Source organism: Streptomyces sp. NPDC036813 (assembly GCF_055609245.1).
The window spans coordinates 170624-193304 of the sequence record NZ_JBVJPV010000002.1 but is presented as its reverse complement, the minus strand read 5'-3'; the positions used below and the strand labels follow the sequence as shown (position 1 = coordinate 193304).

Sequence of the window (22681 nt, the reverse complement as noted above, 5' to 3'; positions counted from 1 at the left end):
CCTTCCTTTCGGAACGGGCGCTCATCGCGCCCGGGGCGGGGCGTGGGACGTGCGGCGGTCATTCTCCGGGGGGACGGCAGGCGGCGCACTCGACGCAATGTCCCGCACCACCCCCTCCCGGTACGCCGCTGTGTCCAATGGACGGCCGCACGGCCGGACGGGCCACGCGCCTCGGCGGCGCGTTAGCCACGGGAGCGCCGGGGCACTCGTGGCGGACGGCGGTTCCGGCCGGGACCGCCGCGCGCCCTGCCCCGGAGGTGAAAGAACATGGCTGGCCATGGAGGAAACGTCATCGACGAACTGGTGACCGATCACCGGGAAGTCGAGGAGATGTTCGGCCAGATGGAGGCGCTGCCGCCCGGCAGCAAGGACCGCAAGCTCATCGCCGACAAGGTGACGATGGAACTGGTGCGGCACTCGGTGGCAGAGGAGGCCTACCTCTACCCGGCCGTGCGCGAGCACGTGCCCGGCGGTGACGCCATCGCCGACAAGGAGCTCGAGGACCACGCCGAGGCCGAGCAGATCATGAAGGACCTGGAGGGCTGCGACGCGACCGACCCGGAGTTCGACCGCCTCATCGGCAGGCTCATGACCGAGATCCGTTCGCACGTGGCCGACGAGGAGGCCAACCTCTTCCCCAAACTGCGCGCCGCGTGCTCCCCGGAGGCGCTGGACCAGCTGGGCGACAAGGTGCGCCAGGCGAAGAAGACGGCCCCGACCCGCCCGCACCCCATGGCACCGGACAAGCCGCCGGCCAACAAGATGCTGGCACCCGGCGCGGGCCTGGTGGACCGGATCCGCGACGCGCTGTCCGGACGCGGCAAGCACGCCTGACGTCGCATCTTCAAGCACGCCCGACCTCGCATGTCGAAGGGCCCGCCGCTTCGGGGACGGCGGGCCCTTCCCCGTGCCGGGGCACCCGCGTCATGGAGGGCAGTGCCGGAGGGCCCGCGCCAGGGAGGCATACGACGTGCGCGGGCGCCCCTCGCGGGTTTCCTCACCCGCCCCCGGTCAGCAGCCGCCGCACGGCGTGGACCACATCCCCCGGCGTGGCCTCCCGCTCCGCCCCGGCGCAGGTGTCGTCCCCGAAGAGGACCGCGGGGACCCTGTACGGCGCCCGGTCCCCCACCGGTGCCGCCTTCGAGGGCAGTGAGACGACGGGCGTGCCGACGGCCGCCGCGAGGTGCGCGGTGTCCGCGTCCCCGGCGACGACGCAGTCGGCGTTGCGCAGCACTCCGCCGAGCGTGCGCGGCGAGGTCCGCCCGCCCAGGTCGACGGCCGTTTCGGCGGCGACCCCCCGGGTGACGGCGGCCTCCTGCCCGGTCCCGGTCACGGCGACCCGGTGCCCGGCGTCCGCGAGGAGGGCGGCGGTCCGCGCACAGCGCTCGGCGCCCCACTCGGGGGACTGCGCCGCGGCGCCGGGGTGCAGCACGACGTAGGGACCATTGCCACCGGTGAGCTGAGAGGTGTCCGGCGCGGGCAGGACCCGCAGCCGGCCGTCGTCGCCGGTCCGGGGCCGGAACCCCATGGCGGCGGCCGTGTCGAGGGCCGCCTCGGCCTCATGGCGGCCGGGCTCGCGCCGGTGGCAGACGTCGAGGACACCGGCGGGCTCGTCCCCGTCGGCCCCGATCCGGGCCGCACCGCGCACCGAGCGCAGCAGCCGGGCGACCGGCAGCGGGCTGTGCCCGGGCGGGGTGAGGACCACCGCGGTGTCGTACGCCGTCGCCCGCAGCCGCCGCAGCAGCTCCTCCCCCCGCTCTTCCGCACCCCGCGGTGCCTCCGCCTCCCATACGACGACGTCGTCCACGTGCGGCAGCAGCCGGGCCGCCGGTGCGCCGGCGTGGCTGCACAGCATCGTGACGTCACCGCTGCGGGCGGCCACCGCGCGCACGGCAGGCCCCGCGAGCAGGACGCCGTCGAATCCGTCGAGCCGTACGACGAGTGCCGTCACGACAGCCACCCGCTGCCGCCGGCGCCCACGATCACGGGAGTGGGCGCCGGCCGCGCTGCGGCGAGGGTGCGCTCGAGACCTTCCTGCCAGGAGACCCTGGGCCGCCAGCCGAAGAGTTCCCGCGCGAAACCGGTGTCCGGCCGGTGCGGACCGGGCGCGCCGGCCGTGCCGGCCGCGAACTCCAGCGGCGCGTCGGAGCCGGTCAGCTCGATCACCCGGCGGGCCAGCTCACCAAGGGGCACCTGCTCCTCGCCGCCGATGTCGAGGGGCCGTACCGAGCGGCCGGCGGCCACCCGCAGCAGCCCGTCCACGGCGTCGTCGACGTAGCACAGCGACACGGTCCGGCCGACGTCACCGGCCACGGTGACGGGCTCGCCGTGCTCGGCCTGGGCGAGCACCCGGGAGAACGGCCGTTCGTCGTCGAGGCGCATCCGCGGACCGTAGGTGTCGAAGACCCGCACGATGCCGGCGTTGCTGCCGCGGGCGCCCGCATGGGCGGCGACCAGCGCCTCGGAGAAGCGCTTGGTCTCGGCGTAGGCGCCGCACGGATCGACCGGGTCGGCATAGGCGTGCCCGTCGCCGGTGCTCGGGGCTCCGGGGGCGCCGCCGGCGAGTTCGCAGGCCTCGCACGCGGAGGCCAGCAGGAAGCGGGCCCCGTCCCGGTCGGCCACGGCGAGCGCGTGGCGGGTACCGAGGCTGCCCGCGTCCAGCGTTTCCAGCGGGCGGCGCCGGCAGTCGGCGGGCGAGGCGGGCCCGGCGAGATGCAGAACCAGGTCGTAAGGGCCGGTCAGGACGTCGAGGCAACCGGGGTCGGCCACGTCCAGCTCGAGGAAGCGGAAACCGGGGCGGTCCGCCACGGGCGCGACATTCTCCGGGCGGCCCGTCGAGAGATCGTCGAGGCAGTCGACTTCGACCCCTGAATCCAGCAGATGCGTCACCAGGTGCGAGCCGAGGAATCCCGCCCCGCCCGTGACCAGGGCCCGGCGCCACGGGAGCGGAGGGCCGAGCGTGGGTGCCGACGTCATGAGAAGGACCTTCCTTCCCTGGTGGTGCGTGCTCCTGTGCTGAGGGCCGCTCCCGGGTGCCCCTGCGAGTCGCTTTCATGCTCTGACGTCTGATGCGGAGGGGGCGGGTGGGTTTGGGGCAGGCGCACCCGGGTGACGGCCGCCACGTCGGACGAGGCCCCTCCAGGCGGCCCTTCGATCTCTGTGAGCAAACCCACTCAGCCCTCAACCGCGCTGCGCGCCCGGAGCTTTGGGGACTCCGGCAAGGTCACCGGGCGGACGGCGGCCAGCACTACGCACCCCCTTCTGCCACGATGGTCGGCGCCGTGATCCGGCATCCGAACGACCGTGCAGCGCAGCCGGCGTTCCCCGTGACCGCCGACGCGCCCCTCAGGGGCCCCGACTCGTCTTCGAGTGCCGCACTGTGTCTTCCTCGCCCGACTCCGCCCTGCCCAGTCCTGCCCCCACCACCGCCGCGCCGCACGCCCGCGTGTCCCGCTCGCCCTGGCGCGCCCTGCGTCACCGCAGCATGCGCTGGTGGTCGCTGGCGAACTTCGTCTCCAACGCCGGCACCTGGATGCAGCTCACGGTGCAGAACCTGCTGGTCCTGCAGATCACCGGGTCCGCCGCCGCGACCGGCCTGTCGATGTCGGTGCAGGCCGCGCCCGCGCTGTTCATGAGCCTGCTGGGCGGCGCGGTCGTGGACCGCTGGCCGCGGAAGCTGACCGCGACCGTCAGCCAGGCGCTGCTCGGGGCCGTCGCCTTCGTCACGGCTCTGCTCGTGGCGCTGGACCGGCTGGACATGACCTCGCTGATGATCCTCGCGGCCGTCACGGGCATCGTCGCCACGGTCGACGGCCCGGCCTGCGCCCTGCTCGGCAACGACCTCGTGCCGGTGGAGGACCTCCCCTCCGCGATCGGCGTGGGCGCCCTCGTGCACAACGCCGGCCGGCTCACCGGCGCGGCCCTGGCGGGCGTCACCGTCGGATTCCTCGGGACGGCCGCCGCGTACGCCGGGAACGGGCTGTCGTTCCTGTTCGTCGCCGCCGTGATCCCCTTCCTGCGGCCCGCACCCGGGGCGCCCGGGCGCGGCGAAGGTGCCGCGCGCCTGGCCACGGCGCCGCGCCGCGAGCAGGGACAGGACATGACCGTGCGGCAGGGGCTCGCCTTCTTCGCCCGCCGGCCCCGGCTGCTGGCGCTCGCCGGCATCACCGGCATCAGCGCGATCTTCGGCCGCAACTACCAGCTGACGCTCGCCGTCCTGGTCACCGGCCCCCTCGCGGGCGGCGCGGCTTCCTTCGGCACCGTCTCCACCGTGCTCGCCGTCGGCGGCATGCTCGGCGCGGTCCTCGGCGCGCGGCTGCACCGGCCGTCGGTGCGGCTGGTCGGCATGCTGGCCGCCGCGGGCGGGCTGCTGCAGGTGGTCGCCGGGCTGTCGCCGTCGCTGGCGGTGCTGCTGGTGATGGTGCTGCCGATGGCCGTGGTGGAGTCCGTCTCCGACACCGCGGGCACGGCCGTGCTCCAGACGGACCCGCCGGCCCATCTGCGCGGCCGGGTACTGGGCGTGTGGGGCAGCATCGGAACGGTGTGGGGTCTCGGCGGTCCGCCGGCGCTCGGGCTGCTGATGGAGTGGGCGGGCGCGCGCGGTGCCCTCGTCGCGGGCGGCCTTCTCATCGCGGGCACGATCGGTGCGGGGCTGCTGCTGCGTGACCGCCGTGCGGGCACGCCGGTGGCCCTTCGACCGCAGGAGGGGGACCTGACGGGGCGGGAGGCTCTGAGCACGGCGGCTTGACGGTTGCCTGCCGGCGGCTTGGCGGCGGGGGCCTGCGGCGCCTGTGCGGGATCGTTGTGGCTGGGCGCCTTTGCCTGCGGCGCCTGTACGGGGTCGTTGTGGCTGGGCGCCTTTGCCTGCGGCGCCTGTACGGGGTCGTTGTGGCTGGGCGCCTTTGCCTGCGGCGGCGGGTCGTGGTTCGGCTGCGGGCCGGTGGGGGCTGGTCGCGCCGTTCCCCGCGCCCCTTTTTGTGCCTGCGGCAGCCCGTGCGGGTGCGTGGTGGGCTCGTGTCGCGCCAACGGATCGTTGTGGGTCGCGGCCGGGGTGGGAGGTGTCCGTCCTCGGTCCGGCCGCCCGTCGCCTCATACGGCAACCCGTGCCGGTGCCGGCCACTGCGGGCGGACACCCCCCACCCCGGCCCCTTCCCGCCGTACGCGGGTGCCGGCCGTCGTCGCTTCCCAGCTCAGGCTGTGAGGGCCTGGCCCGGTCGCAGCAGGTCCAGTAGCGGGGCGTGGTGCAGTTCGGCCACGGGGGCCAGCAGATCCGGGTGGCGCAGGAGTGCTGCTGCGCGGCGGTCGCCGTCGTCGGGGGTGACCAGGCGGCGGAACTCCACCGGCAGGTCGGTGGCGTGGTCGCCCTCCATGAGCGCGGCCACCGCCAGCGCGGCCAGTTCTTCGTTCATGAGCAGGCAGGCCGCCCAGCTGGCGACGACCTCGTCGACCCAGGTGCGCCATGCGTCCTCGCCGTCCGCCGCTACGGCACCGTCCGCGCCGGTGATCCAGTCGAGCCGGCCGGAGCCACCGGGCCCGGCCATCCCGACCAGGGCGGCGTCCATCAGCGTCGGGTAGCGCAGCCAGGCGGCGACCGTCACGGCCTGCCGGGCCTGGACCTCGCACAGGACGGAGGAGAGCGCGCCGCCGCACGCCGGGTAGGCGCTGGTCAGCCATTGGGAGGTCGCCGCGATGAGCGGGGAGAGGTCTGCGTGCACTGCGGGGCCGTCCGAAGCCGCTGGGGGGAAGGGAATGCACAAAACGGTAGCCCGTGCCCCCGCCGCCCCGGTCCCCGTCGGCGGCGTGGTTTCGACCACACCGCCACGGGCGGGTCGCGGTACACGAAAAGGCCCGCACCCTTCTCCGGATACGGGCCCCTACTCGTCCGCGGGGTTCAGCTGCCGCTCAGCCGCGCACGCAGCAGCTCCTTGCCCAGCTCGGCGCCCTTGCGGCTGTCCGCCTGGGCCTTGCGGAACAGGTCGGCGACCTCGGTGTCCTTCTCGCGCTCGGCGTCCTGGATGTAGTTCTCCAGCCGGAGCGCGTTGCTCAGGCACGCCTCGACGTACCAGATCAGGTTGTAGTCCTTGTCCTGCGTGCCGGTGACGCCGCCGGTCTCCGTGTTGCTGGTCATGCGGGCACCCTCCGTCCGAATCAGCGGTTGCCGTCAGTGCGACGGGCGGGTACCCGCCCGTCGTCCCGGCACACGTCGCACTCTGAGCCTGACGTCCCCATGAGACTTATGACTCGACGGGTCACATGTCCCATTGGGACACATCAGGGGTACGCTGGACGACATGACGGCAACGCAGCCCCCGCCCCCGGAGGACCGACGGCAGCGCAAGGCCCGGCAGACACGTGAGGCGCTCGCCGCGGCCGCGCTGGAGCTGATCCTGGAGCGCGGCCTGGCCGCCACCACGGTCGAGGCGATCGCCGAGCGCGCCGACGTGACCCGGCGCACCTTCAGCCGCCACTTCGCCGGCAAGGAGGACGCCGCCCTCGACTTCGTCCGCGGGGACGGCGCCCGGATCAACGCCCTGCTGAGCGCCCGTCCCGCCGACGAGCCGCCGCTGCTCGCCTACCGGCGGGCGGTGCGCGACTGGCTGGCCGACCGCGACAACCCGGCGTGGCACCTGCGCCCGCAGATGCGGCGCCTGCTGGCCCTGCTGGACCGCGAGCCGGCGCTGTTCGCCGCCTACCAGCGCATCCGTGTAGACGCCCAGGAGGAGTCGGTCCGGATCGTCGCCGAGCGGCTCGGCACCGACGACGCCGGGGACGTGCGTCCGGCCGTCGTGGTCGACGCCGCCGCCGGCGTCCTGACGGCCGCGCTGCGCCTGTGGGCGCGCGGCACGGCCGGTCACGACTTGGGAGCCGCAGACCTCGCCGCCCTGGTGGAGCGGGCCTACGACGCCCTGATCGACGAGGCCGCGGTTGCGGTCCCGTCCGGCACTACCGAAGAGTGAGAACACCATGAGCACCACCATCCCGGTCCCCGATTACGCCACCGAGTTCGCCGGAAAGACCGCCCTGGTCACCGGCGCGGCCTCCGGCATCGGGCTGGCCACCGCCCGGCGTCTGGGGACCGGCGGCACCAACGTTGTCATCGCCGACCACAACGCCGACGGCGCCGAGCGGGCCGCCGCGGACCTGACGGCGGACGGCATCAAGGCCGTCGCCGTCGAGCTGGACGTCACCCGTCCGGAGTCCGTCGAGGCGGCGGTGCGCTTCACCGTCGACAGCTTCGGCGGCCTGGACCTCGCGGTGAACAACGCGGGCATCGGTGGCCCGAGCGCGCCGACCGGGTCGTACGACATCGCCGCCTACGACCGGGTCGTCCGCACCAACCTGGACGGCGTCTTCTACTCCCTGCGCTACGAGCTGCCCGCGATCGAGGCGGGCGGCAAGGGCGGTGCGATCGTGAACGTCGCCTCCATCCTCGGCTCCGTCGGCTTCGCGGGTTCGCCCGCGTACGTCGCCGCGAAGCACGGCGTGGTGGGGCTGACCAGGACGGTGGCCGCCGAGTACGCGGCCAAGGGGGTTCGCGTCAACGCCGTCGGCCCCGGCTTCATCGAGACCCCGCTGCTGGCGGACATGGACCGCGCCGCCTACGACGGACTGGTGAACCTGCATCCGGCCGGTCGCCTCGGGAGGGCGGAGGAGGTGGCCGAGCTGATCGTCTTCCTGCTGTCGGACCGCGCGTCCTTCGTGCACGGCGGCTACCACCTGGTCGACGGCGCCTACACCGCCGTCTGAACCGCGAGCTGTTCCAAGGCCTGAGAGGAGCCGCATGATGAAGGCACTGCAGTACCGCACGATCGGCCGGCCGCCGGAGGTCGTCACCGTCCCGGATCCCGAACCCGGGCCCGGGCAGGTGCTGTTGAAGGTCACCGCCGCGGGTGTCTGCCACTCCGACATCGCGGTGATGAGCTGGCCCGCCGAGGGCTTCCCGTATCAGCTGCCGCTCACCCTCGGGCATGAGGGCGTCGGTACCGTCGCCGCGCTCGGAGCGGGTGTGACCGGGGTGAAGGAAGGCGACCCGGTCGCCGTCTACGGGCCCTGGGGGTGCGGGACGTGCGCCAAGTGCGCCGAGGGCAAGGAGAACTACTGCCTGCGCGCCGCCGAGCTCGGCATCCATCCGCCGGGGCTGGGGGCGCCGGGCTCGATGGCGGAGTATCTGCTGGTCGACGACCCACGGCACCTGGTGCCGCTGGACGGGCTTGACCCGGTGGCGGCGGTGCCGCTGACCGACGCGGGGCTGACGCCGTATCACGCGATCAAGCGGTCGCTGCCGAAGCTGGTGGCGGGGTCGACTGCGGTGGTGATCGGTGCGGGTGGGCTGGGGCACGTGGCGATCCAGCTGCTGCGGGCGCTGTCGCCGGCTCGGGTCGTCGCGCTCGACGTGAGCGAGGACAAGCTGCGGCTGGCGCGGCAGGTGGGCGCGCACGAGGCGGTGTTGTCGGATGCGCGGGCCGCTGACGCCGTGCGGGAACTCACCGGTGGGGTGGGGGCGGAAGCCGTGTTCGACTTCGTGGGCGCGGAGCCGACCGTGCGGACGGCGGGGACGGTCGTCGCCGTCGAGGGTGACGTCACGATCGTCGGGATCGGGGGTGGTGCGCTGCCGGTCGGGTTCGGCAGCCTGCCGTTCGAGGTGTCCGTGTGTGCGCCGTACTGGGGCACGCGGAGCGAGCTGATCGAGGTGCTGGCGCTGGCTCGGGACGGGCTGGTGTCGGTGCACACGGAGACGTTCTCGCTGGATGACGCGCCGGCGGCGTATGAGCGGTTGCATGAGGGGCGGGTGCAGGGGCGGGCGGTGATTTTGCCGCACGGGTGAGATGTTGTTCGTCTGCGGGTGCATGGTGGTTGCTCGCGCCCCTTTTTTTGCCTGCGGCGGCCCGTTGCGGTCGTATCGTGGCGTGCGTCGCCTGCGGCCGGTGGGTGGGCCGGGGCGGGGGGTGTCCGTCCTCGGTCCGGCCGCCCGTTTCCGCCGCCGGCACCGTCCGCCGGTGCCGGCCGCTGCGAGCGGACACCCCCCACCCGGCCCCTTCCGCCGTACGCGGGTGCACCGACCTCGTGCCACTGGACCCCGGCCCACACACCCTGGCCGTGGTCGGCGGCAGGGCCGCCGGGGGCATAAGCTCGGCGGATGGCGAAGTACTTCGACGTGCACCCCGACAACCCCCAGCCCCGCACCATCGCGCAGGTCGCCGCGAGTATCCGGAACGACGACGCGCTCGTCGCGTATCCGACGGACTCCTGTTACGCGCTGGGCTGCCGGCTCGGCAGCCGTGACGGCATGGAGCGGATTCGTTCCATCCGGCAGCTGGACGACCGGCACCACTTCACCCTGGTGTGCCAGGACTTCGCGCAGCTCGGCCAGTTCGTGCGGGTGGACAACGACGTGTTCCGGGCGATCAAGGCCTCGACGCCCGGGAGTTACACCTTCATCCTCCCGGCGACCAGGGAGGTGCCGCGCATGCTGCAGCACCCCAAGAAGAAGACCGTCGGCGTGCGCATCCCCGACCACACCGTCACCCAGGCGCTGGTCGCCGAACTCGGGGAGCCGCTGGTGTCGAGCACGCTGCTGCTGCCCGGTGAGGAGGAGCCGATGACGCAGGGGTGGGAGATCAAGGACCGTCTCGACCACGTGCTGGACGCGGTGCTCGACTCCGGGGACTGCGGCACCGAGCCGACGACCGTCGTCGACTTCTCCGGTGGCGAGGCCGAGATCGTACGGCGCGGCGCCGGGGACGTCAGCCGCTTCGAGTAGGAGGGCCGGGCGGGCAAGTCCGTGGTGTGTGCAACGATGTGGGGGTTCCGGTCTTCCGGATCCAGGACCCGCCGATCGTGATGAGGTACCGCACCATGACCTCCGTTCAGGGAACCGACGTCGAGATCCCGGCCCCCGACGGCACCGCCGACGCCTACCTGGCCCGCCCCGCCGACGGGCGACCGCGTCCGGCCGTCCTGCTCTACCAGGACGCCTTCGGGCTGCGCCCGCACCTGAGGTCCATGGCCGACCGGATCGCCGGCGCCGGGTACACCGTGCTGGTGCCCAACGTCTTCTACCGGCACGGGCGGGCGCCCGTCGTGGAGCTGCCCGACTTCATCGACCCGGCCGCGCGTCCGGGGATGTGGCAGCAGCTGCGTCCGATCATGCAGTCGCTGACCGCCGAGCGCTCGATGCGGGACGCCGGCGCCTACCTGGAGTGGCTTGCCGCATCTCCGTACGTGGCCGAGGGGCCCGTGGCGATCACCGGGTACTGCATGGGCGCGCGGCTCGCGCTGCGCACGGCCGGGGCGTATCCGGACCGGGTGGCCGCGGCGGCCGGCTTCCACGGCGGGCGGCTCGCGACCGACGCCCCGGACAGCCCCCACCTGGTGGCGGACCGGGTGAAGGCAGAGCTCTACTTCGGGCACGCCGACCAGGACCCGTCCATGGACCCCGAGCAGATGCGGCGCCTGGAGGACGCGCTCACCGCGGCGGGCGTCCGGCACCGTTGCGAGGTCTATCCGGACGCGCCGCACGGGTACACCCAGGCCGACACCGCCGCGTATCAGAAAGAGGGCGCGGAGCGGCACTGGGTCGCGCTGTTCGGCCTTCTGGAGCGCACGTTCGGCGAACGGTGATCCCGGCGGGACGCCCGTCGCCCTAGGCCCTGTCGTTTGGATCATGCCGGCGTCGCGGGGTCTGGCACGCGCATCTGCCGCGTTGTCGTCGGTTGCCAACGCTCCGCGTTGGCGCCCTCCTCCGCCTTGCAGCTGCACGCACCAGACCCCGCTCGGGTCGGCCAAGAGGTGCCGCGCCTCTTGGCCAGCCTGATCCAAACGACAGAGCCTGGCGGCACAGGCGTCTTTCTCTGTGCGAGTTGTTGACATGAACGCGTCTCGACGCAACTCTGAGAGCGCTCTCAAGACGGTCCGGACCAAGTCCGCGGCCGCCACTCCCCCACACCGTACGGAGGTGCAGCGTGCTCGCACGCCTGAAGCACCGGGTCCTCGCCGCGACGGCGACGGCAGCCCTGATCGGTGGCGTCGTCGCCGTGCAGGCGCCGTCGACGGCGCACGCCTCGGTGCCGGACACGATCCCGCTCACACTGAAGAACAACTCCGGTCGCTCGGAGTCCGTGTACGTCTACACACTGGGGACGCTGCTGACGACCGGTCAGCAGGGTTGGGCGGACGCCAACGGCGCCTTCCACCCCTGGCCGGCCGGCGGCATACCGCCCGTACCCGCGCCGGACGCCTCGATCCCGGGGCCGGCCGCCGGGCAGTCGAAGACGATCCGCATCCCGAAGCTGTCCGGCCGGATCTACTTCTCCTACGGCCGCAAGCTGGACTTCCGGCTGGCGACCGGGGGGCTGGTGCAGCCGGCCGTGCAGAACCCGAGCGACCCCAACCGGGACATCCTCTTCAACTGGTCGGAGTACACGCTCAACGACGGCGGCCTGTGGCTCAACAGCACGCAGGTGGACATGTTCTCCGCGCCGTACGCCGTCGGGGTGCGACGGTCCGACGGCAGCACGGTGAGCACCGGGCACCTGAAGGCCGGCGGGTACCGCGCCGTGTTCGACGCGCTGCGCGCCCAGCCGGGGGGCTGGGGCAACCTGATCCAGACCCGGTCCGACGGTACGGCGCTGCGCGCGCTGTCCCCGGGGCACGGGCTGGAGAGCGGAGCACTGCCGGCGTCCGTCATGGACGACTACATCAACCGGGTCTGGCAGAAGTACGCGGGCGCCACACTGACCGTGACCCCGTTCGCCGACCAGCCCGGCAAGAAGTTCTACGGCAGGGTCTCCGGTGGCGTCATGAACTTCACCGACGGCACGGGCGCGGTCGTCACGTCGTTCGGCAAGCCGGACGCGGACAGCGTCTTCGGCTGCCACAAGCTGCTGGACGCCCCCAACGACGCGGTGCGCGGCCCGATCTCGCGCACGCTGTGCGCGGGCTTCAACCGCACCACGCTGCTGACCAACCCCAGTCAGCCGGACACCTCGGCCGCCGGTTTCTACCAGGACGCGGTGACCAACCACTACGCCCGGATCATCCACGACCGCATGGCCGACGGCACGGCGTACGCCTTCGCCTTCGACGACGTGGGGCACCACGAGTCGCTGGTGCACGACGGCGCACCGCAGCAGGCGTATCTGACGCTGGATCCGCTGGACTGACCCCGCACGGAACCGTTCATATCGCCGCAATGTTCGGATCGTAGGATCGTCGCGAGGTCCTGGACGACACCCAGGTGCCCGGACGACGGAGGTGCCCGTGCCACCCGCCGCACGCCCCCTGCGCAAGCTCGGCTTTCTGACGATCGGCCTGTTCGACGAGGCCGATCCGGGCCGCGGTCACGCGTCGACGCTGGACCTGATCGAGCTCGGTGAACGGCTCGGGTTCGACAGTGCCTGGGTGCGGCACCGGCATCTGCAGTACGGCATCTCGTCACCGGTCGCCGTGCTGGCGGCGGCCTCTCAGCGCACCCGGCGGATCGAGCTGGGCACCGCGGTGATCCCGCTGGGCTGGGAGAACCCGCTGCGGCTGGCGGAGGACCTGGCGACGGTGGACGTCCTGTCCGGCGGCCGCCTCAACCCGGGCGTGAGTGTGGGGCCGCCGACCCACTACGACCAGGTCAAGGGCGCTCTGTACCCGGACAGCGCCGAGGTGGAGGACTTTGGTTACGGGCGCCTGGAACGGCTGCTGGACGCGGTGCGGGGCAAGCCGGTCACCGACTTCAGCGGGCGCGAAGGGATCGAGACCTACTCGGACCGGGTCCAGCCGCACTCCCCCGGCCTCGGCGGCCGGTTCTGGTACGGCGGGGGCAGCCTGCGGTCGGCCCGGTGGGCCGGTGAGCACGGAATGAACCTGCTGACCAGCAGCGTCGTCAAGGCCGAGGAGGCGCAGGGGCCGTGGGACTTCGCGCGGATCCAGCGGGACCTGATCCTCGCCTTCCGGGCGGCCCACCCGGACGGCGAGGCCGCCCGGGTCTCGCAGGGGCTGGTCGTCGTCCCGACGGACTCCGCCACACCCGAGCAGCGTGCCCGGTACGAGGCGTACGCGGCCGCGCGGCTGCCGCGTACGGCGTCCCCGCAGGGACCCGGGCGGCTGCTGTTCGCCCCGGATCTCGTCGGCACGTCCGAGGAGATCGCCGCGCGTCTGCACGCCGACCCCGCGTTCCGTGAGGTGGACGAGGTGGCGTTCGCGCTGCCGTTCACCTTCGGGCACGAGGACTACGTGCAGATCCTCACCGACACGGCGACCAGGCTGGGACCGGCCCTGGGGTGGCGGCCCGCGGGCTGACGACCTACCAGCGGCCGGGCTCGCTCCCGGTGATCGCCTCCGAGGGCCGGCCGTCGACCCCGGTGGGCACGTCCCCGGCGAGCATCACCCGATGCATGATCCGCGAGAAGCCGAGGTGGGCGCTGTCGCCGGGCGCGAGGTGGATGGTGGCCCGGTTGTCCCAGAAGGCGACGGTGCCCGGCTCCCAGCGCAGGCGCACCGTGTACTCGGGGCGGACCGCCTGCTCCAGGAGCATGTCGAGGACGGCCCGGCTCTCGTGGCGGGAGAGCCCGGTGATCTGCTCGACGTAGTAACCGTTGACGAAGAGGATCCGCTCACCCGTCTCCGGGTGGACCCGCACCAGCGGATGCACGGTCGCGGTCTGGTGGTCGAGCAGGTGGCGGACGTAGGCGTCGTCGCCGGGCCGCGGCTGGTATCCGACGCCGAGGCGGTGCTCGGCCCGCAGCCCGTCCACGAACTCCCGCACGGGCGCGGACAGTCCTGCGTACGCGGCGGCCAGATTGGACCAGGTGGTGTCGCCGCCGTACGGCGGTACCGTCTCGGCGCGCAGGATCGTCGCGGCCGGCGGGTCGACGCGGGCGCCGTGGTCGCAGTGCCAGCCGCGCACCAGGGTGTGGCGGCGGCGCTGCAGCCACTCTTCGTGCTCCATGCCGAACCGGCCGCCCAGTTCCAGCCGGTCCGCGGTGGTCTCGATCTCGGGTGCGCCGGCCGGGGAGGCACTGCCCCGCCTGCGGAGCAGCACCGGCTCCCCGAACCGGCGCGCGAACGCGACATGGGTGGCGTGGTCGAGGCGCTGTCCGCGGAAGAACACCACTTTCCAGCGCAGCACGGCCGCCCGGATCGCCGCGACCACCGCCTCGTCCAGTTCCCCGGCCAGATCGACCCCGCTGATCTCGGCCCCGATGTACCCGGCGACCGGCTGCACCTGAACACCGGCCACCGGCGTCGTCCCGTCCGTCCCCGTGCTGTCCGCCGTCATACGCACTCCGGTGCTCGTGGGCGTTCCCGTCATCAAAGATCGTGACAGGGAACGCCCACGGGGGCGAGAGCGCGGCTGCCGGAGATCCGGCAGAGGTCGCCGAAGGCGCGGCCGGACGCCGGCCTCACACCGTGAACTCCCGGACGACCACGTCGCGGAACACCGCGGGGCCGCCGATCGTGAACAGGGCCAGGCCCGAGTCGATAAGGTAGGGGAAGACGGACGACGAATGCACGTGGCGGCCGTCGTCGACGAACATCTCCACGCTCGTGCGGTCCACCAGGATGCGCAGCCGTACCGAGCGCGCCGCCGGGTCGAAGGGGCTGTGGCTCTCCTGCCAGCGGGACGAGGCGTCGGGGTTCACGGTGGGGCGGCGGTTGAGGAAGGCGTGGTCGCCGTAGACCCCGGCGTCGATGTGGCGGACGCCGTCGGGTGAGCGGCGCAGTTGCAGGCCGGCGCCGGTGAGCCGGTCCCAGGTGATCCGGCAGCTGATCTCGTAGGACGTGCCCCGGTAGTCCAGGAGCCGGGTGCCGTCGACCGGCACATCGCCCAGCCGCACCGTCCGGGAGACGTACCGGTCGAGCGCCGGCACCGGGCTGGAGGCCAGGTAGTAGCCGCCCGACCCGGCGCGTACCAGGCGGATCTCGCGGACGATCGAGTCCGTGCCGTTGAAGCCGTCGCAGTCGATGGTGGGCGTGGTGTGCGCGTAGTCCCAGTTGTTCAGCCAGCCCAGCGCGTGGCGCGCCCGCTCGTCGAGGGTGCCCTGGGCGTCGCGCTTGTCGAAGGTGACCGCCGCGTACCAGTCCCAGCCGTGGTCGAGCCACTGCGGTTCGGTCGCGTCGGGGGTGAAGTGCGCGCCGTCGAAGGCTCCCGTCCAGTAGGCGTACGTGTTCGGCAGGCCCGCGCCCTTGCCGTTGGCGCTCGCGCCCAGGACCCACTTGGGTGTGCCGTCGTCGGCGGTGATGCGGAACAGGTCTGGGCACTCCAGCACGCCGATGCCGTCGTGCGTGAAGGAGCCGGCGGATGTCCAGCTGCGCAGGTCCGGTGAGTGGTGGAAGCCGAGCTTGTCCCCCTCGGCGAGCACCATCACCCAGCGGCCGCGCTCCTCGTCGCGGATCACCTTCGGGTCGCGGAAGTCGCGCACTCCCGGGTTGGGCAGAACGGGCGTGGTGCCGTGCGGCCGGAAGGTGCGGCCACCGTCGGTCGAGAAGTAGAGGAACTGGGCCTGGGACGTCGGGCCGTCGTCGGGTGACATGGTCACCAGGACGACCACCGCGCCCTTGCCGAAGCCCGCCGTGCCGTCGGTGTCCACGACCGCCGAGCCCGACCAGACGTCACCGTTGGGGGTGGTGTCCTTGGGCACGGCGACGCCCCGGTCGGTGAAGGAGACCAGGTCGGAGCTGGTGGCCAGGCGCCAGGCCGTGCCGACGGCGCCGGTGGTGTAGTCCGCGTTGTACAGGTAGTAGTAGCGGTACTCGCCGTCGATCCAGACCGGGCGCTGCGGGTCGTTCTTCCACTGGTCCGGCACGGTGAAGTGGTAGCGGGCACGGTAGCTCGCACAGCCCGCCGCGGGCCTCGGCCGCGCCGCCGCCGGGGCCGCGGCCGGCAGGATCGCCACCGTCGCCCCCGCGGCCGAACCGGCGAACAGGGCCCTTCTGGACATGCCACGCATCACTCTTCGTTCCTCTCGTCGGAAAAACGGCGGCTCACGTGGACCAGGACTGTAGACCTAACTCGTTAAAGGTCAAGGCGCGCAACAGTCTTGACACGGGCGTGACCGGGTTCTCATCATCTGGGGCATCACTGCTCGACTAACACGAGTTAGGCCCCTCGATGACCGACCCGCACCTCCCACGCCGCACACTGCTGCGGTACGGCGCCTACGGCACGGCCGCCGCTGCCGTCGCCGGTACCGCCGCGAGCTGGGACCGGCTCACCGGAGCCGACATCCCCGGCCGCGACGACGGCTCTCTCGTCGTCGCGACCCTCGGCTCCGCGTTCTCCCCGGACGGCGTGCGCACCCTGCTGGACGGCTTCCGCAGGCTGCACCCCGACATCAAGGTCCGCATCAACGCCGTACAGGCCGTGGACTGGTCGGACTTCTTCGCCAAGATCCTCACCCAGATCGCCGCGGGCACCGCCCCGGACCTGGTCTATGTGGCCACCGAGGGCGTGCAGTTGTTCGCGCAGCGCCTCGGTGTGGCGCTGGACAGGTGGGTGAAGCGGGACGCGGCCGAGCTGCGCGAGTACTTCGCCGACGTCCACCCCTCGCTGGTCGAGTCGATGATGTACGAGGGGAGCCTGTACCAGCTGCCGGTCGAGTTCAACGCCGCCGACATGTACCTCAGCACGCAGGTGCTGCGGCGGGCCGGCGCCGACTTCCCGGACGCGGAATGGACCCGGGACGACTTCACCGCGCTGCTGCGCCGGATGAAGCAGGCGAGCGACTCCCACTTCACGCCGTACTTCTGGACCAACCGGCTGTGGGGCGGTGTCGTGCCCTGGCTGTTCGCGAACGACACCAACCTGCTGTCCGAGTCCAAGGCACCGGGCGGCGACTGGCTGTGGAACGCTTTCTACCCGGCCGGACAGCGGCGCGGGCGCGGCGGCGGCTTCCGCTGGAGAACCCCGCAGGCCACCTCCGACCGGGTCGAGGAGACGTACGACTACCTCGCCTCCCTGGTCCGCGACGGGCTGTGCAGCCGCCCCGAGGGAGGCAACGGGCAGAACCTGATCGGTGTGTTCTCCACCGGCCGGGTCGGCGTCACGCCCGCGGGCGGCTTCTGGGCGGGCGGCCTGCATCTGGCCGGGGTGGAGCGGGACGGCTACGACACGCAGTACTTCCCGCGCTGGCGCACCCACCGCATGCAGTACGGCGCGGCCGGCTACGCCATGCTGCGCACCTCCCGGCGGCAGGACGAGGCGTGGGAGTTCATCAAGTACTCCGCCCGTCGCGACACCCTGACCGAGCTGTTCAGCACCAACCAGACGACTCCGGCCCGCCGCTCGATGCTGACGGCCGACCGCTACCGGGAGACCGGCCCGGCGCACTGGCGGGTCTTCTACGACACCCTCGACCGGTTCCCCGACACCGGGCCGATCCCGGCGCCGCCGCAGGTCGCCGAGGTGGAGCAGGTGCTGCTGAAGCACACCGGCACGGCCCTGTCAGCCCCGCGAGCGGTGCGCCCGGCACTGCGCCGGATGCAGGGCGACCTGGAGAAGGCCATGGAGCGTGCGATATGACGAACACCCAGGTCCCGCCGGCGCGCGCCACGCGCCCGAAAGCGCCGCCCGTCACCCCGGGCCGGCCGGGCCCGCGCGAGCGCGGCACCCGGCTGCTGGCCACGCTGTTCCTCGCGCCCACGATCGTCGGCATCGTCGTCTTCACGGTCGTGCCGATCGTCGGCTCGGTGGTGCTGAGCCTGTTCCACTGGAACGTCATCGACTCCCCCGGCTTCGCCGGCGTGGCCAACTACCGGGAGGTGTTCGGCGACTCCACCGTGCTGGTCTCCTTCCGCAACACGCTGGTGTTCATGGTGCTGGCCGTCGCCCTGCAACTGCTGATCGCGCTGGCACTGGCGATCGTGGTGAACGGCCGGATGCCCGTCTGGCTGCGCTCGGTGTTCCGCTCGGCGTTCTTCTTCCCGCTGGTGCTGTCCGCGGCCTCGATCTCGGTGGTGATGAAGTACCTGTTCAACCAGGACTTCGGTGTCGTGAACTGGGCGCTCGGGCTGATCGGGATCGCCCCGGTGCCGTGGCTGACGTCGGAGCACGCGGCGATGGCGGCGGTGATCCTCGTCTACGTCTGGCAGCAGTTCGGCTTCTCGTTCCTGCTGTTCGTGGGCGGTCTGAACAACATCCCGAAAGAGGTCCACGAGGCGGCCTCGCTCGACGGGGCGACCGGCCTGCGCAAGCACCTCGCCATCACGCTGCCCCTGCTGTCGCCGACGCTGCTGGTCGCGTCCGTGGTGGGCATCATCAACGCCCTCCAGGTCTTCGAGCAGCCGTATGTGCTGACGAACGGTGGGCCCGGCGACTCCACCCGCACCGTGGTGATGGTCATCTACGAGACCGCGTTCGAGCAGCTGCGCTTCGGTGAGGCGTCCGCGGTCGGCGTGCTGCTGTTCGTGCTGATCATGGCCGTCACCGCCCTCCAGTTCCGGCTCAGCCGGCGTTTCGTCCACTACCAGTGAGCCCGGTGAGCGACATGAGCCAAGCGACCCCGACCCTGAGCCGTACCCGCCACTCCCTCGCGCCCTGGGCGCGCATCGCCGGTCTGACGGTGTGCGCGCTGCTGACGCTCGGCCCGGTGATCTGGACCCTGTCCACCTCGCTGCGCACCCCCGCCGAGTCCTTCGACCTGCCGCCGCGGATCATTCCGGCCCACCCCACGGCCGAGGCGTACCGCGGGGTGTTCGACCAGATCGACGTGTGGCTGCTGGCGCTGAACTCCACGCTGGTGACCGCGCTGGTCGCGGCCGGCCAGATGATCACCGCGGGCCTGGCGGGCTACGCCTTCGCGCGCCTGGAGTTCCGCTTCAAGAAGCCGCTGTTCGCCCTGGTCCTGGCGACGATGATGGTGCCGCTCCAGGTGACGATCGTGCCGGTCTTCCTGGTGCTGAAGTCGATGGGTCTGACCGACACCCTGCTCGGCCTGATCGTCCCGGCCTTCCCGACCGCGTTCGGCACCTTCCTGATGCGCCAGTACTTCCTCGGCATGCCGAAGGACCTGGGCGAGGCGGCGATGCTGGACGGCGCGGGACCGTGGCGGACCTTCCGCTCCGTCTACGCGCCCCTGGCCGCGCCCGGACTCGCCATCGTCGGCGTCCTCGCCTTCAACTACCACTGGAACGAGTTCTTCCGGCCGCTGATCCTGGAGACCTCCAACCAGAACTACACGCTGCCGCTGGGCCTGGTCTCCCTCCAGGGCAACCTCGGCACCGGTTCGATCTCCGTCGTCCTCGCCGGAGTCGTGCTCTCCATGATCCCGGCCGTCGCCGTGTTCCTCGTCGGCCAGCGCCCTCTCCGTGAGGGCATCACCTCCGCAGGAGTCAACCGTTGAGCCTCGCCCATGCCCCGCGCTTCCGGGTCCGCCCGCCCGCCCATTGGGTCAACGACCCCAACGGGCCGTTCCGCTGGCGCGGCCGGTACCACCTCTTCTACCAGTACAACCCCGAGGCTCCGGTGCACGGCAACATCCACTGGGGGCACGCCTCCAGTGGCGACCTGGCCCGTTGGACGCCCCACCCGATCGCGCTGACGCCCACTCCCGGCGGCCCCGACGAGGCGGGCTGCTGGTCGGGGTGCCTGGTCGACGACGACGGCGTGCCGACCGCCGTGTACACCGGGATCGACCACCACCACACCGGCCTCGGTGCCATCTGTCTGGCCCGCGCCGCCGACCCGGACGACCCCGGGCTCACCGAGTGGAGGGCCCTGCCGGAGCCGGTGCTGTCCGGCCCGCCCGAGGGCCTGGACGTGGTGATGTTCCGCGACCCGTTCGTCTTCCGCCACGCCGGCCGGCGCTGGGCGCTGGTCGGCGCGGGCCACGCCGACGGTACGCCCTCGGTCCTGCTGTACGACTGCGACGACCTGACGGCGTGGCGGTTCGCGGGCGTGCTGCTGGACGGCAACGACCCGGTCGCGGCGGACGCGTTCGGTGACAAGGCGGTGGGCTGGGAGTGCCCGCAGCTCGCGCTCACGCCGGACGGCGCGTGGATCCTGGTGCTGTCGCTGTGGGACGGCGACCCCTGCACCACCGGCTACCTGACGGGATGTCTGGTGGGCGACGCCGAGGGCGGCCTGCGGTTCGAGGCCCGCGCGGGCGGCCGCCTCGACCACGGCCGCGACTTCTACGCACCCGCCGTGCTCCAGGAACCGGGCCGCGCCCTGATGTGGGGCTGGTCCTGGGAGGCGCGGGACCCGGCCGAGGCCGAGCGCGCGGGCTGGGCCGGCGTGCTCACCGCCCCCCGGGTCCTCGACGTGGCCGGGGACGGATCCCTGTGCCTGTCCCCCGCTCCGGAGCTGGCCGTCCTGCGCGCCCCCGAGCCGTTCGTGACGTCTCCGGCCCGGGCACCGCTGCCGCAGGCGTACGACCTGGAGGTCACCGCGGGCGCGCCGGTCACCGTGTCGCTGCTGCGGTCGCCGTCCGGTGAGGAGCTGACCGTCCGGCTGGACCCCGGCGCGGGCACCGTGACCCTCGACCGCTCCGCCTGGCCCCGTGCGGGCCGGGAGGGCTCGGCACCCCTCGTGGTCCGGACCCCGGCCCGTACGGTCCGCGTGCTGGTCGACGGTTCCCTGCTGGAGCTGTTCGCCGACGACCGCGCCATGGTCACCGAGCGCGTCTACCGGCGGCCCGGCGATGTGCCCGAGCTGGTCGTCACCGGCGAAGCGGCGACGGTCACCGGATGGGCGCTGGTCCCACCGACGCACGGCTGACCACCGGGCACGCGATCCGCCGTACCGTCGCGGCCGGGGTACGGCCCGTGCCGATCGCGTCCAGCAGCAACGTGGCGGCGGCCTCGCCCATCTCCCGGTGCGGCAGGGCGACACTCGTCAGGGCGGGGGTGAGGAAGGCGGCCATGTGCTCCTGGTCGTCGTAACCGACGACGGACAGGTCGGCGGGGACGTCGATCCCGAGCCGGGTCGCGGCGTGCAGGATGCCCGCCGCGACCCGGTCGTTGTAGGCGAAGATCCCGGTGGGGCGGCGGTCGGCCGCAGCGCCCTCGAGCAGCCGGACGGCGCCCTCGTAGCCGCCGGCGATCTCCCCGCCGGTGCGCACCACCCACTCCTTGGGGACCGTGATGCCCTCGGCGCGCAGCGTGTCGCGGAAGCCGCGCAGCCGCTCGACGGAGGCGATGTCGTCGAGGCCGCCGATGTGCGCGAGGCGCCGGTGGCCCTGGTCGAGCAGCAGCCGGGCCGCCGTGCGGCCGCCGGCACGTTCGGCGGGGATGACGGCGGGCAGGGAGTCGTCCTCGGGCAGGCAGTTGGCCAGCACCGAGTGCGTCCGGTGCAGGCCCTCGGGGACGCGGACGCGGCGCAGGGACATCGCCGCGTAGATGATGCCGTCCACGCGCCGGTCGAGCAGCTCGGCGACGGCCGCGTCCTCCTTGGCCGGGTCGCCGCCGGAGTCGACGGTGAGGACCAGGTGCTCGCGGTCCCACGCGGTCTCCATGGCGCCGCGCAGCAGCCGCCCGGCGAACGGCGAGGACGCGATCTCGTCGGTGACCAGTCCGATCACGGCCGTACGGCGGCGGCGCAGGCCGCGGGCGACGGGGTCGGGCCGGTAGCCGAGCTGGGCGGCGGCCTGCCGGATGCGTTCCTGGGTGGCCGGCGAGAGGTTGCCCTCGGCCCGGCCGTTGAAGACGAAGGAGACCGCGGTGTGCGACACCCCGGCGAGCCGTGCCACGTCGCGTGACGTGGCGCGCGTGCCCGCGGGGCGCTGTTCCTCGGTGCCGCCCATGCCGTGCGCTGCCCTCATCCCCACCCGGTCCGGTTGATCACTGCTCACCCTATCCGTGACGCTGGTAGGACGACACAGCCGAGGGGAAGGTCCGACCCGTGAGCGAGATCCCGACGTACACCCTCAACGACGGCATGGTGATCCCGGCCCTCGGGCTCGGCACCTGGCCGATGGACGACGCACTGGCCGAGCAGGCCGTGCGCGGCGCACTCGCCCTGGGCTACCGCCTGGTGGACACGGCGGCGAACTACGGCAACGAGACCGGCGTGGGCCGGGGCATCGCGGGCAGCGACGTGCCACGCGAGGACGTGGTGGTGACGACGAAGCTGCCGGGCCGCCACCACGGCTACGAGGAGACCCTCGCCTCCTTCGAGGAGTCCCGCCGGCGTCTCGGTCTCGACCACGTGGACCTCTATCTGATCCACTGGCCGCTCCCCCGCCTCGACAAGTACGTCGACTCCTGGCGGGCGATGATCAAACTGCGGGAGGACGGCCTGGTCCGCTCGATCGGCGTCTCCAACTTCACCCCGGAGCACATCGCACGCCTGCACAAGGAGACCGGCGTCCTGCCCAGCGTGAACCAGATCGAGCTGCATCCCCTCTTCCCGCAACGCGAGCTGCGCGCCTTCCACGCCGAGCAGAACATCGTGACCGAGAGCTGGAGCCCACTCGGCAGGGGCAGCCATCTGCTGGACGACCCGAGGATCGCCGGCATCGCCCGGAAGTACGGGGTGTCGCCCGGCCAGGTCGTCCTGCGCTGGCACGTCCAGCTCGGCGCACTGCCGATCCCCAAGTCCGCCGACCACGAGCGCCGGCGGGACAACCTGGACGTCTTCGGCTTCGAGCTGGACGCCGAGGAGATGGAGGCCGTGGGACACCACCACGGCCCGCGCCGGCTCGGCGGCGACCCGGAGACCCACGAGGAGTTCTGAGCCGCCGCGCGGGGTACCCGT

The 22681-nt window shown here is 72.7% G+C and carries 21 protein-coding genes; 14 read left to right on the top strand and 7 right to left on the bottom strand.

Translation table 11 applies throughout. The features are described from left to right. The first annotated feature begins 267 nt into the window (after positions 1–267). A complete protein-coding gene (locus ACZ67Q_RS04935; RefSeq protein WP_471176465.1) occupies positions 268–834 on the top strand; it encodes a hemerythrin domain-containing protein in 567 nt (188 codons plus the stop codon). Between the two features lie 163 nt (positions 835–997). Here ACZ67Q_RS04935 and ACZ67Q_RS04930 read toward each other — a convergent pair whose 3' ends face one another. Together ACZ67Q_RS04930 and ACZ67Q_RS04925 are read right to left on the bottom strand one after the other, a co-directional pair. Continuing rightward, positions 998–1951, bottom strand: coding sequence for a glycosyltransferase family 9 protein (locus tag ACZ67Q_RS04930; protein WP_471176462.1), 954 nt, complete (start codon positions 1949–1951; stop codon positions 998–1000). Then, on the bottom strand, positions 1948–2976 hold the full coding sequence (locus tag ACZ67Q_RS04925; protein WP_471176460.1) for an NAD-dependent epimerase/dehydratase family protein: 1029 nt from the start codon (positions 2974–2976) through the stop codon (positions 1948–1950). Before ACZ67Q_RS04925 ends, ACZ67Q_RS04930 begins: the two co-directional genes overlap by 4 nt. Before the next feature lie 508 nt (positions 2977–3484). Between ACZ67Q_RS04925 and ACZ67Q_RS04920 the strand changes: the two genes are divergently transcribed. Further along, positions 3485–4747, top strand: a complete 1263-nt coding sequence (locus ACZ67Q_RS04920) for an MFS transporter (RefSeq protein WP_471177694.1) — start codon at positions 3485–3487, stop codon at positions 4745–4747. 442 nt (positions 4748–5189) lie between these two features. Here ACZ67Q_RS04920 and ACZ67Q_RS04915 read toward each other — a convergent pair whose 3' ends face one another. Together ACZ67Q_RS04915 and ACZ67Q_RS04910 are read right to left on the bottom strand one after the other, a co-directional pair. Then, positions 5190–5714 carry a hypothetical protein gene (locus ACZ67Q_RS04915; protein WP_471176458.1) on the bottom strand — a complete coding sequence of 175 codons (525 nt, stop codon included), beginning with the start codon at positions 5712–5714 and terminating at the stop codon, positions 5190–5192. 176 nt (positions 5715–5890) lie between these two features. Further along, positions 5891–6127: a hypothetical protein gene (locus ACZ67Q_RS04910; protein WP_361632579.1), complete on the bottom strand. Its 237-nt coding sequence runs from the start codon at positions 6125–6127 to the stop codon at positions 5891–5893. A gap of 163 nt (positions 6128–6290) precedes the next feature. On the opposite strand from ACZ67Q_RS04910, the gene ACZ67Q_RS04905 reads away from it, so the two are divergent. The 7 genes from ACZ67Q_RS04905 (at position 6291) to ACZ67Q_RS04875 (ending at position 13287) form a co-directional block, all read left to right on the top strand. Continuing rightward, a complete protein-coding gene (locus ACZ67Q_RS04905; protein ID WP_471176454.1) occupies positions 6291–6956 on the top strand; it encodes a TetR/AcrR family transcriptional regulator in 666 nt (221 codons plus the stop codon). A 7-nt stretch (positions 6957–6963) separates the two neighbouring features. After that, on the top strand, positions 6964–7746 hold the full coding sequence (locus ACZ67Q_RS04900; protein ID WP_471176452.1) for an SDR family NAD(P)-dependent oxidoreductase: 783 nt from the start codon (positions 6964–6966) through the stop codon (positions 7744–7746). Positions 7747–7783: 37 nt separating this feature from the next. Continuing rightward, on the top strand, positions 7784–8824 hold the full coding sequence (locus ACZ67Q_RS04895) for an NAD(P)-dependent alcohol dehydrogenase (RefSeq protein WP_471177691.1): 1041 nt from the start codon (positions 7784–7786) through the stop codon (positions 8822–8824). Between the two features lie 312 nt (positions 8825–9136). Then, positions 9137–9760, top strand: coding sequence for an L-threonylcarbamoyladenylate synthase (locus ACZ67Q_RS04890; protein ID WP_471176449.1), 624 nt, complete (start codon positions 9137–9139; stop codon positions 9758–9760). Positions 9761–9855: 95 nt separating this feature from the next. Then, positions 9856–10620 carry a dienelactone hydrolase family protein gene (locus tag ACZ67Q_RS04885; RefSeq protein ID WP_471176447.1) on the top strand — a complete coding sequence of 255 codons (765 nt, stop codon included), beginning with the start codon at positions 9856–9858 and terminating at the stop codon, positions 10618–10620. Between the two features lie 341 nt (positions 10621–10961). Further along, positions 10962–12161 carry a glycoside hydrolase family 64 protein gene (locus ACZ67Q_RS04880; RefSeq protein ID WP_471176445.1) on the top strand — a complete coding sequence of 400 codons (1200 nt, stop codon included), beginning with the start codon at positions 10962–10964 and terminating at the stop codon, positions 12159–12161. A 97-nt stretch (positions 12162–12258) separates the two neighbouring features. Continuing rightward, positions 12259–13287 carry an LLM class flavin-dependent oxidoreductase gene (locus ACZ67Q_RS04875; RefSeq protein ID WP_471176443.1) on the top strand — a complete coding sequence of 343 codons (1029 nt, stop codon included), beginning with the start codon at positions 12259–12261 and terminating at the stop codon, positions 13285–13287. Positions 13288–13291: 4 nt separating this feature from the next. Here the strand turns inward: ACZ67Q_RS04875 and ACZ67Q_RS04870 are convergent, their stop codons facing one another. Further along, positions 13292–14266 carry a TauD/TfdA dioxygenase family protein gene (locus ACZ67Q_RS04870; RefSeq protein ID WP_471176441.1) on the bottom strand — a complete coding sequence of 325 codons (975 nt, stop codon included), beginning with the start codon at positions 14264–14266 and terminating at the stop codon, positions 13292–13294. 124 nt (positions 14267–14390) lie between these two features. Next, entirely contained in the window at positions 14391–15938 is a 1548-nt protein-coding gene (locus tag ACZ67Q_RS04865; RefSeq protein WP_471176438.1) for a glycoside hydrolase family 32 protein, read from the bottom strand. A gap of 161 nt (positions 15939–16099) precedes the next feature. Between ACZ67Q_RS04865 and ACZ67Q_RS04860 the strand changes: the two genes are divergently transcribed. Genes ACZ67Q_RS04860 through ACZ67Q_RS04845 form a run of 4 tightly spaced genes read left to right on the top strand, consistent with a single transcriptional unit; the run spans position 16100 to position 20704 of the window. Then, entirely contained in the window at positions 16100–17509 is a 1410-nt protein-coding gene (locus ACZ67Q_RS04860) for an extracellular solute-binding protein (protein WP_471176436.1), read from the top strand. Further along, the gene (locus tag ACZ67Q_RS04855; RefSeq protein WP_471176433.1) at positions 17506–18459 is read left to right on the top strand and encodes a carbohydrate ABC transporter permease; all 954 of its coding nucleotides are present in this window, start codon (positions 17506–17508) and stop codon (positions 18457–18459) included. The genes ACZ67Q_RS04860 and ACZ67Q_RS04855 overlap by 4 nt, the downstream gene beginning before the upstream one ends. Positions 18460–18473: 14 nt before the next feature. After that, the gene (locus ACZ67Q_RS04850) at positions 18474–19328 is read left to right on the top strand and encodes a carbohydrate ABC transporter permease (RefSeq protein ID WP_471176431.1); all 855 of its coding nucleotides are present in this window, start codon (positions 18474–18476) and stop codon (positions 19326–19328) included. Beyond that, positions 19325–20704 (top strand): glycoside hydrolase family 32 protein, encoded by a 1380-nt coding sequence (locus tag ACZ67Q_RS04845; RefSeq protein WP_471176429.1) that lies wholly within the window; start codon positions 19325–19327, stop codon positions 20702–20704. The genes ACZ67Q_RS04850 and ACZ67Q_RS04845 overlap by 4 nt, the downstream gene beginning before the upstream one ends. Here the strand turns inward: ACZ67Q_RS04845 and ACZ67Q_RS04840 are convergent. Next, entirely contained in the window at positions 20667–21728 is a 1062-nt protein-coding gene (locus ACZ67Q_RS04840; RefSeq protein ID WP_471177688.1) for a LacI family DNA-binding transcriptional regulator, read from the bottom strand. The genes ACZ67Q_RS04845 and ACZ67Q_RS04840 overlap by 38 nt on opposite strands. A 98-nt stretch (positions 21729–21826) precedes the next feature. On the opposite strand from ACZ67Q_RS04840, the gene ACZ67Q_RS04835 reads away from it, so the two are divergent. Next, the gene (locus ACZ67Q_RS04835; protein WP_471176426.1) at positions 21827–22660 is read left to right on the top strand and encodes an aldo/keto reductase; all 834 of its coding nucleotides are present in this window, start codon (positions 21827–21829) and stop codon (positions 22658–22660) included. Positions 22661–22681 lie beyond the last annotated feature (21 nt).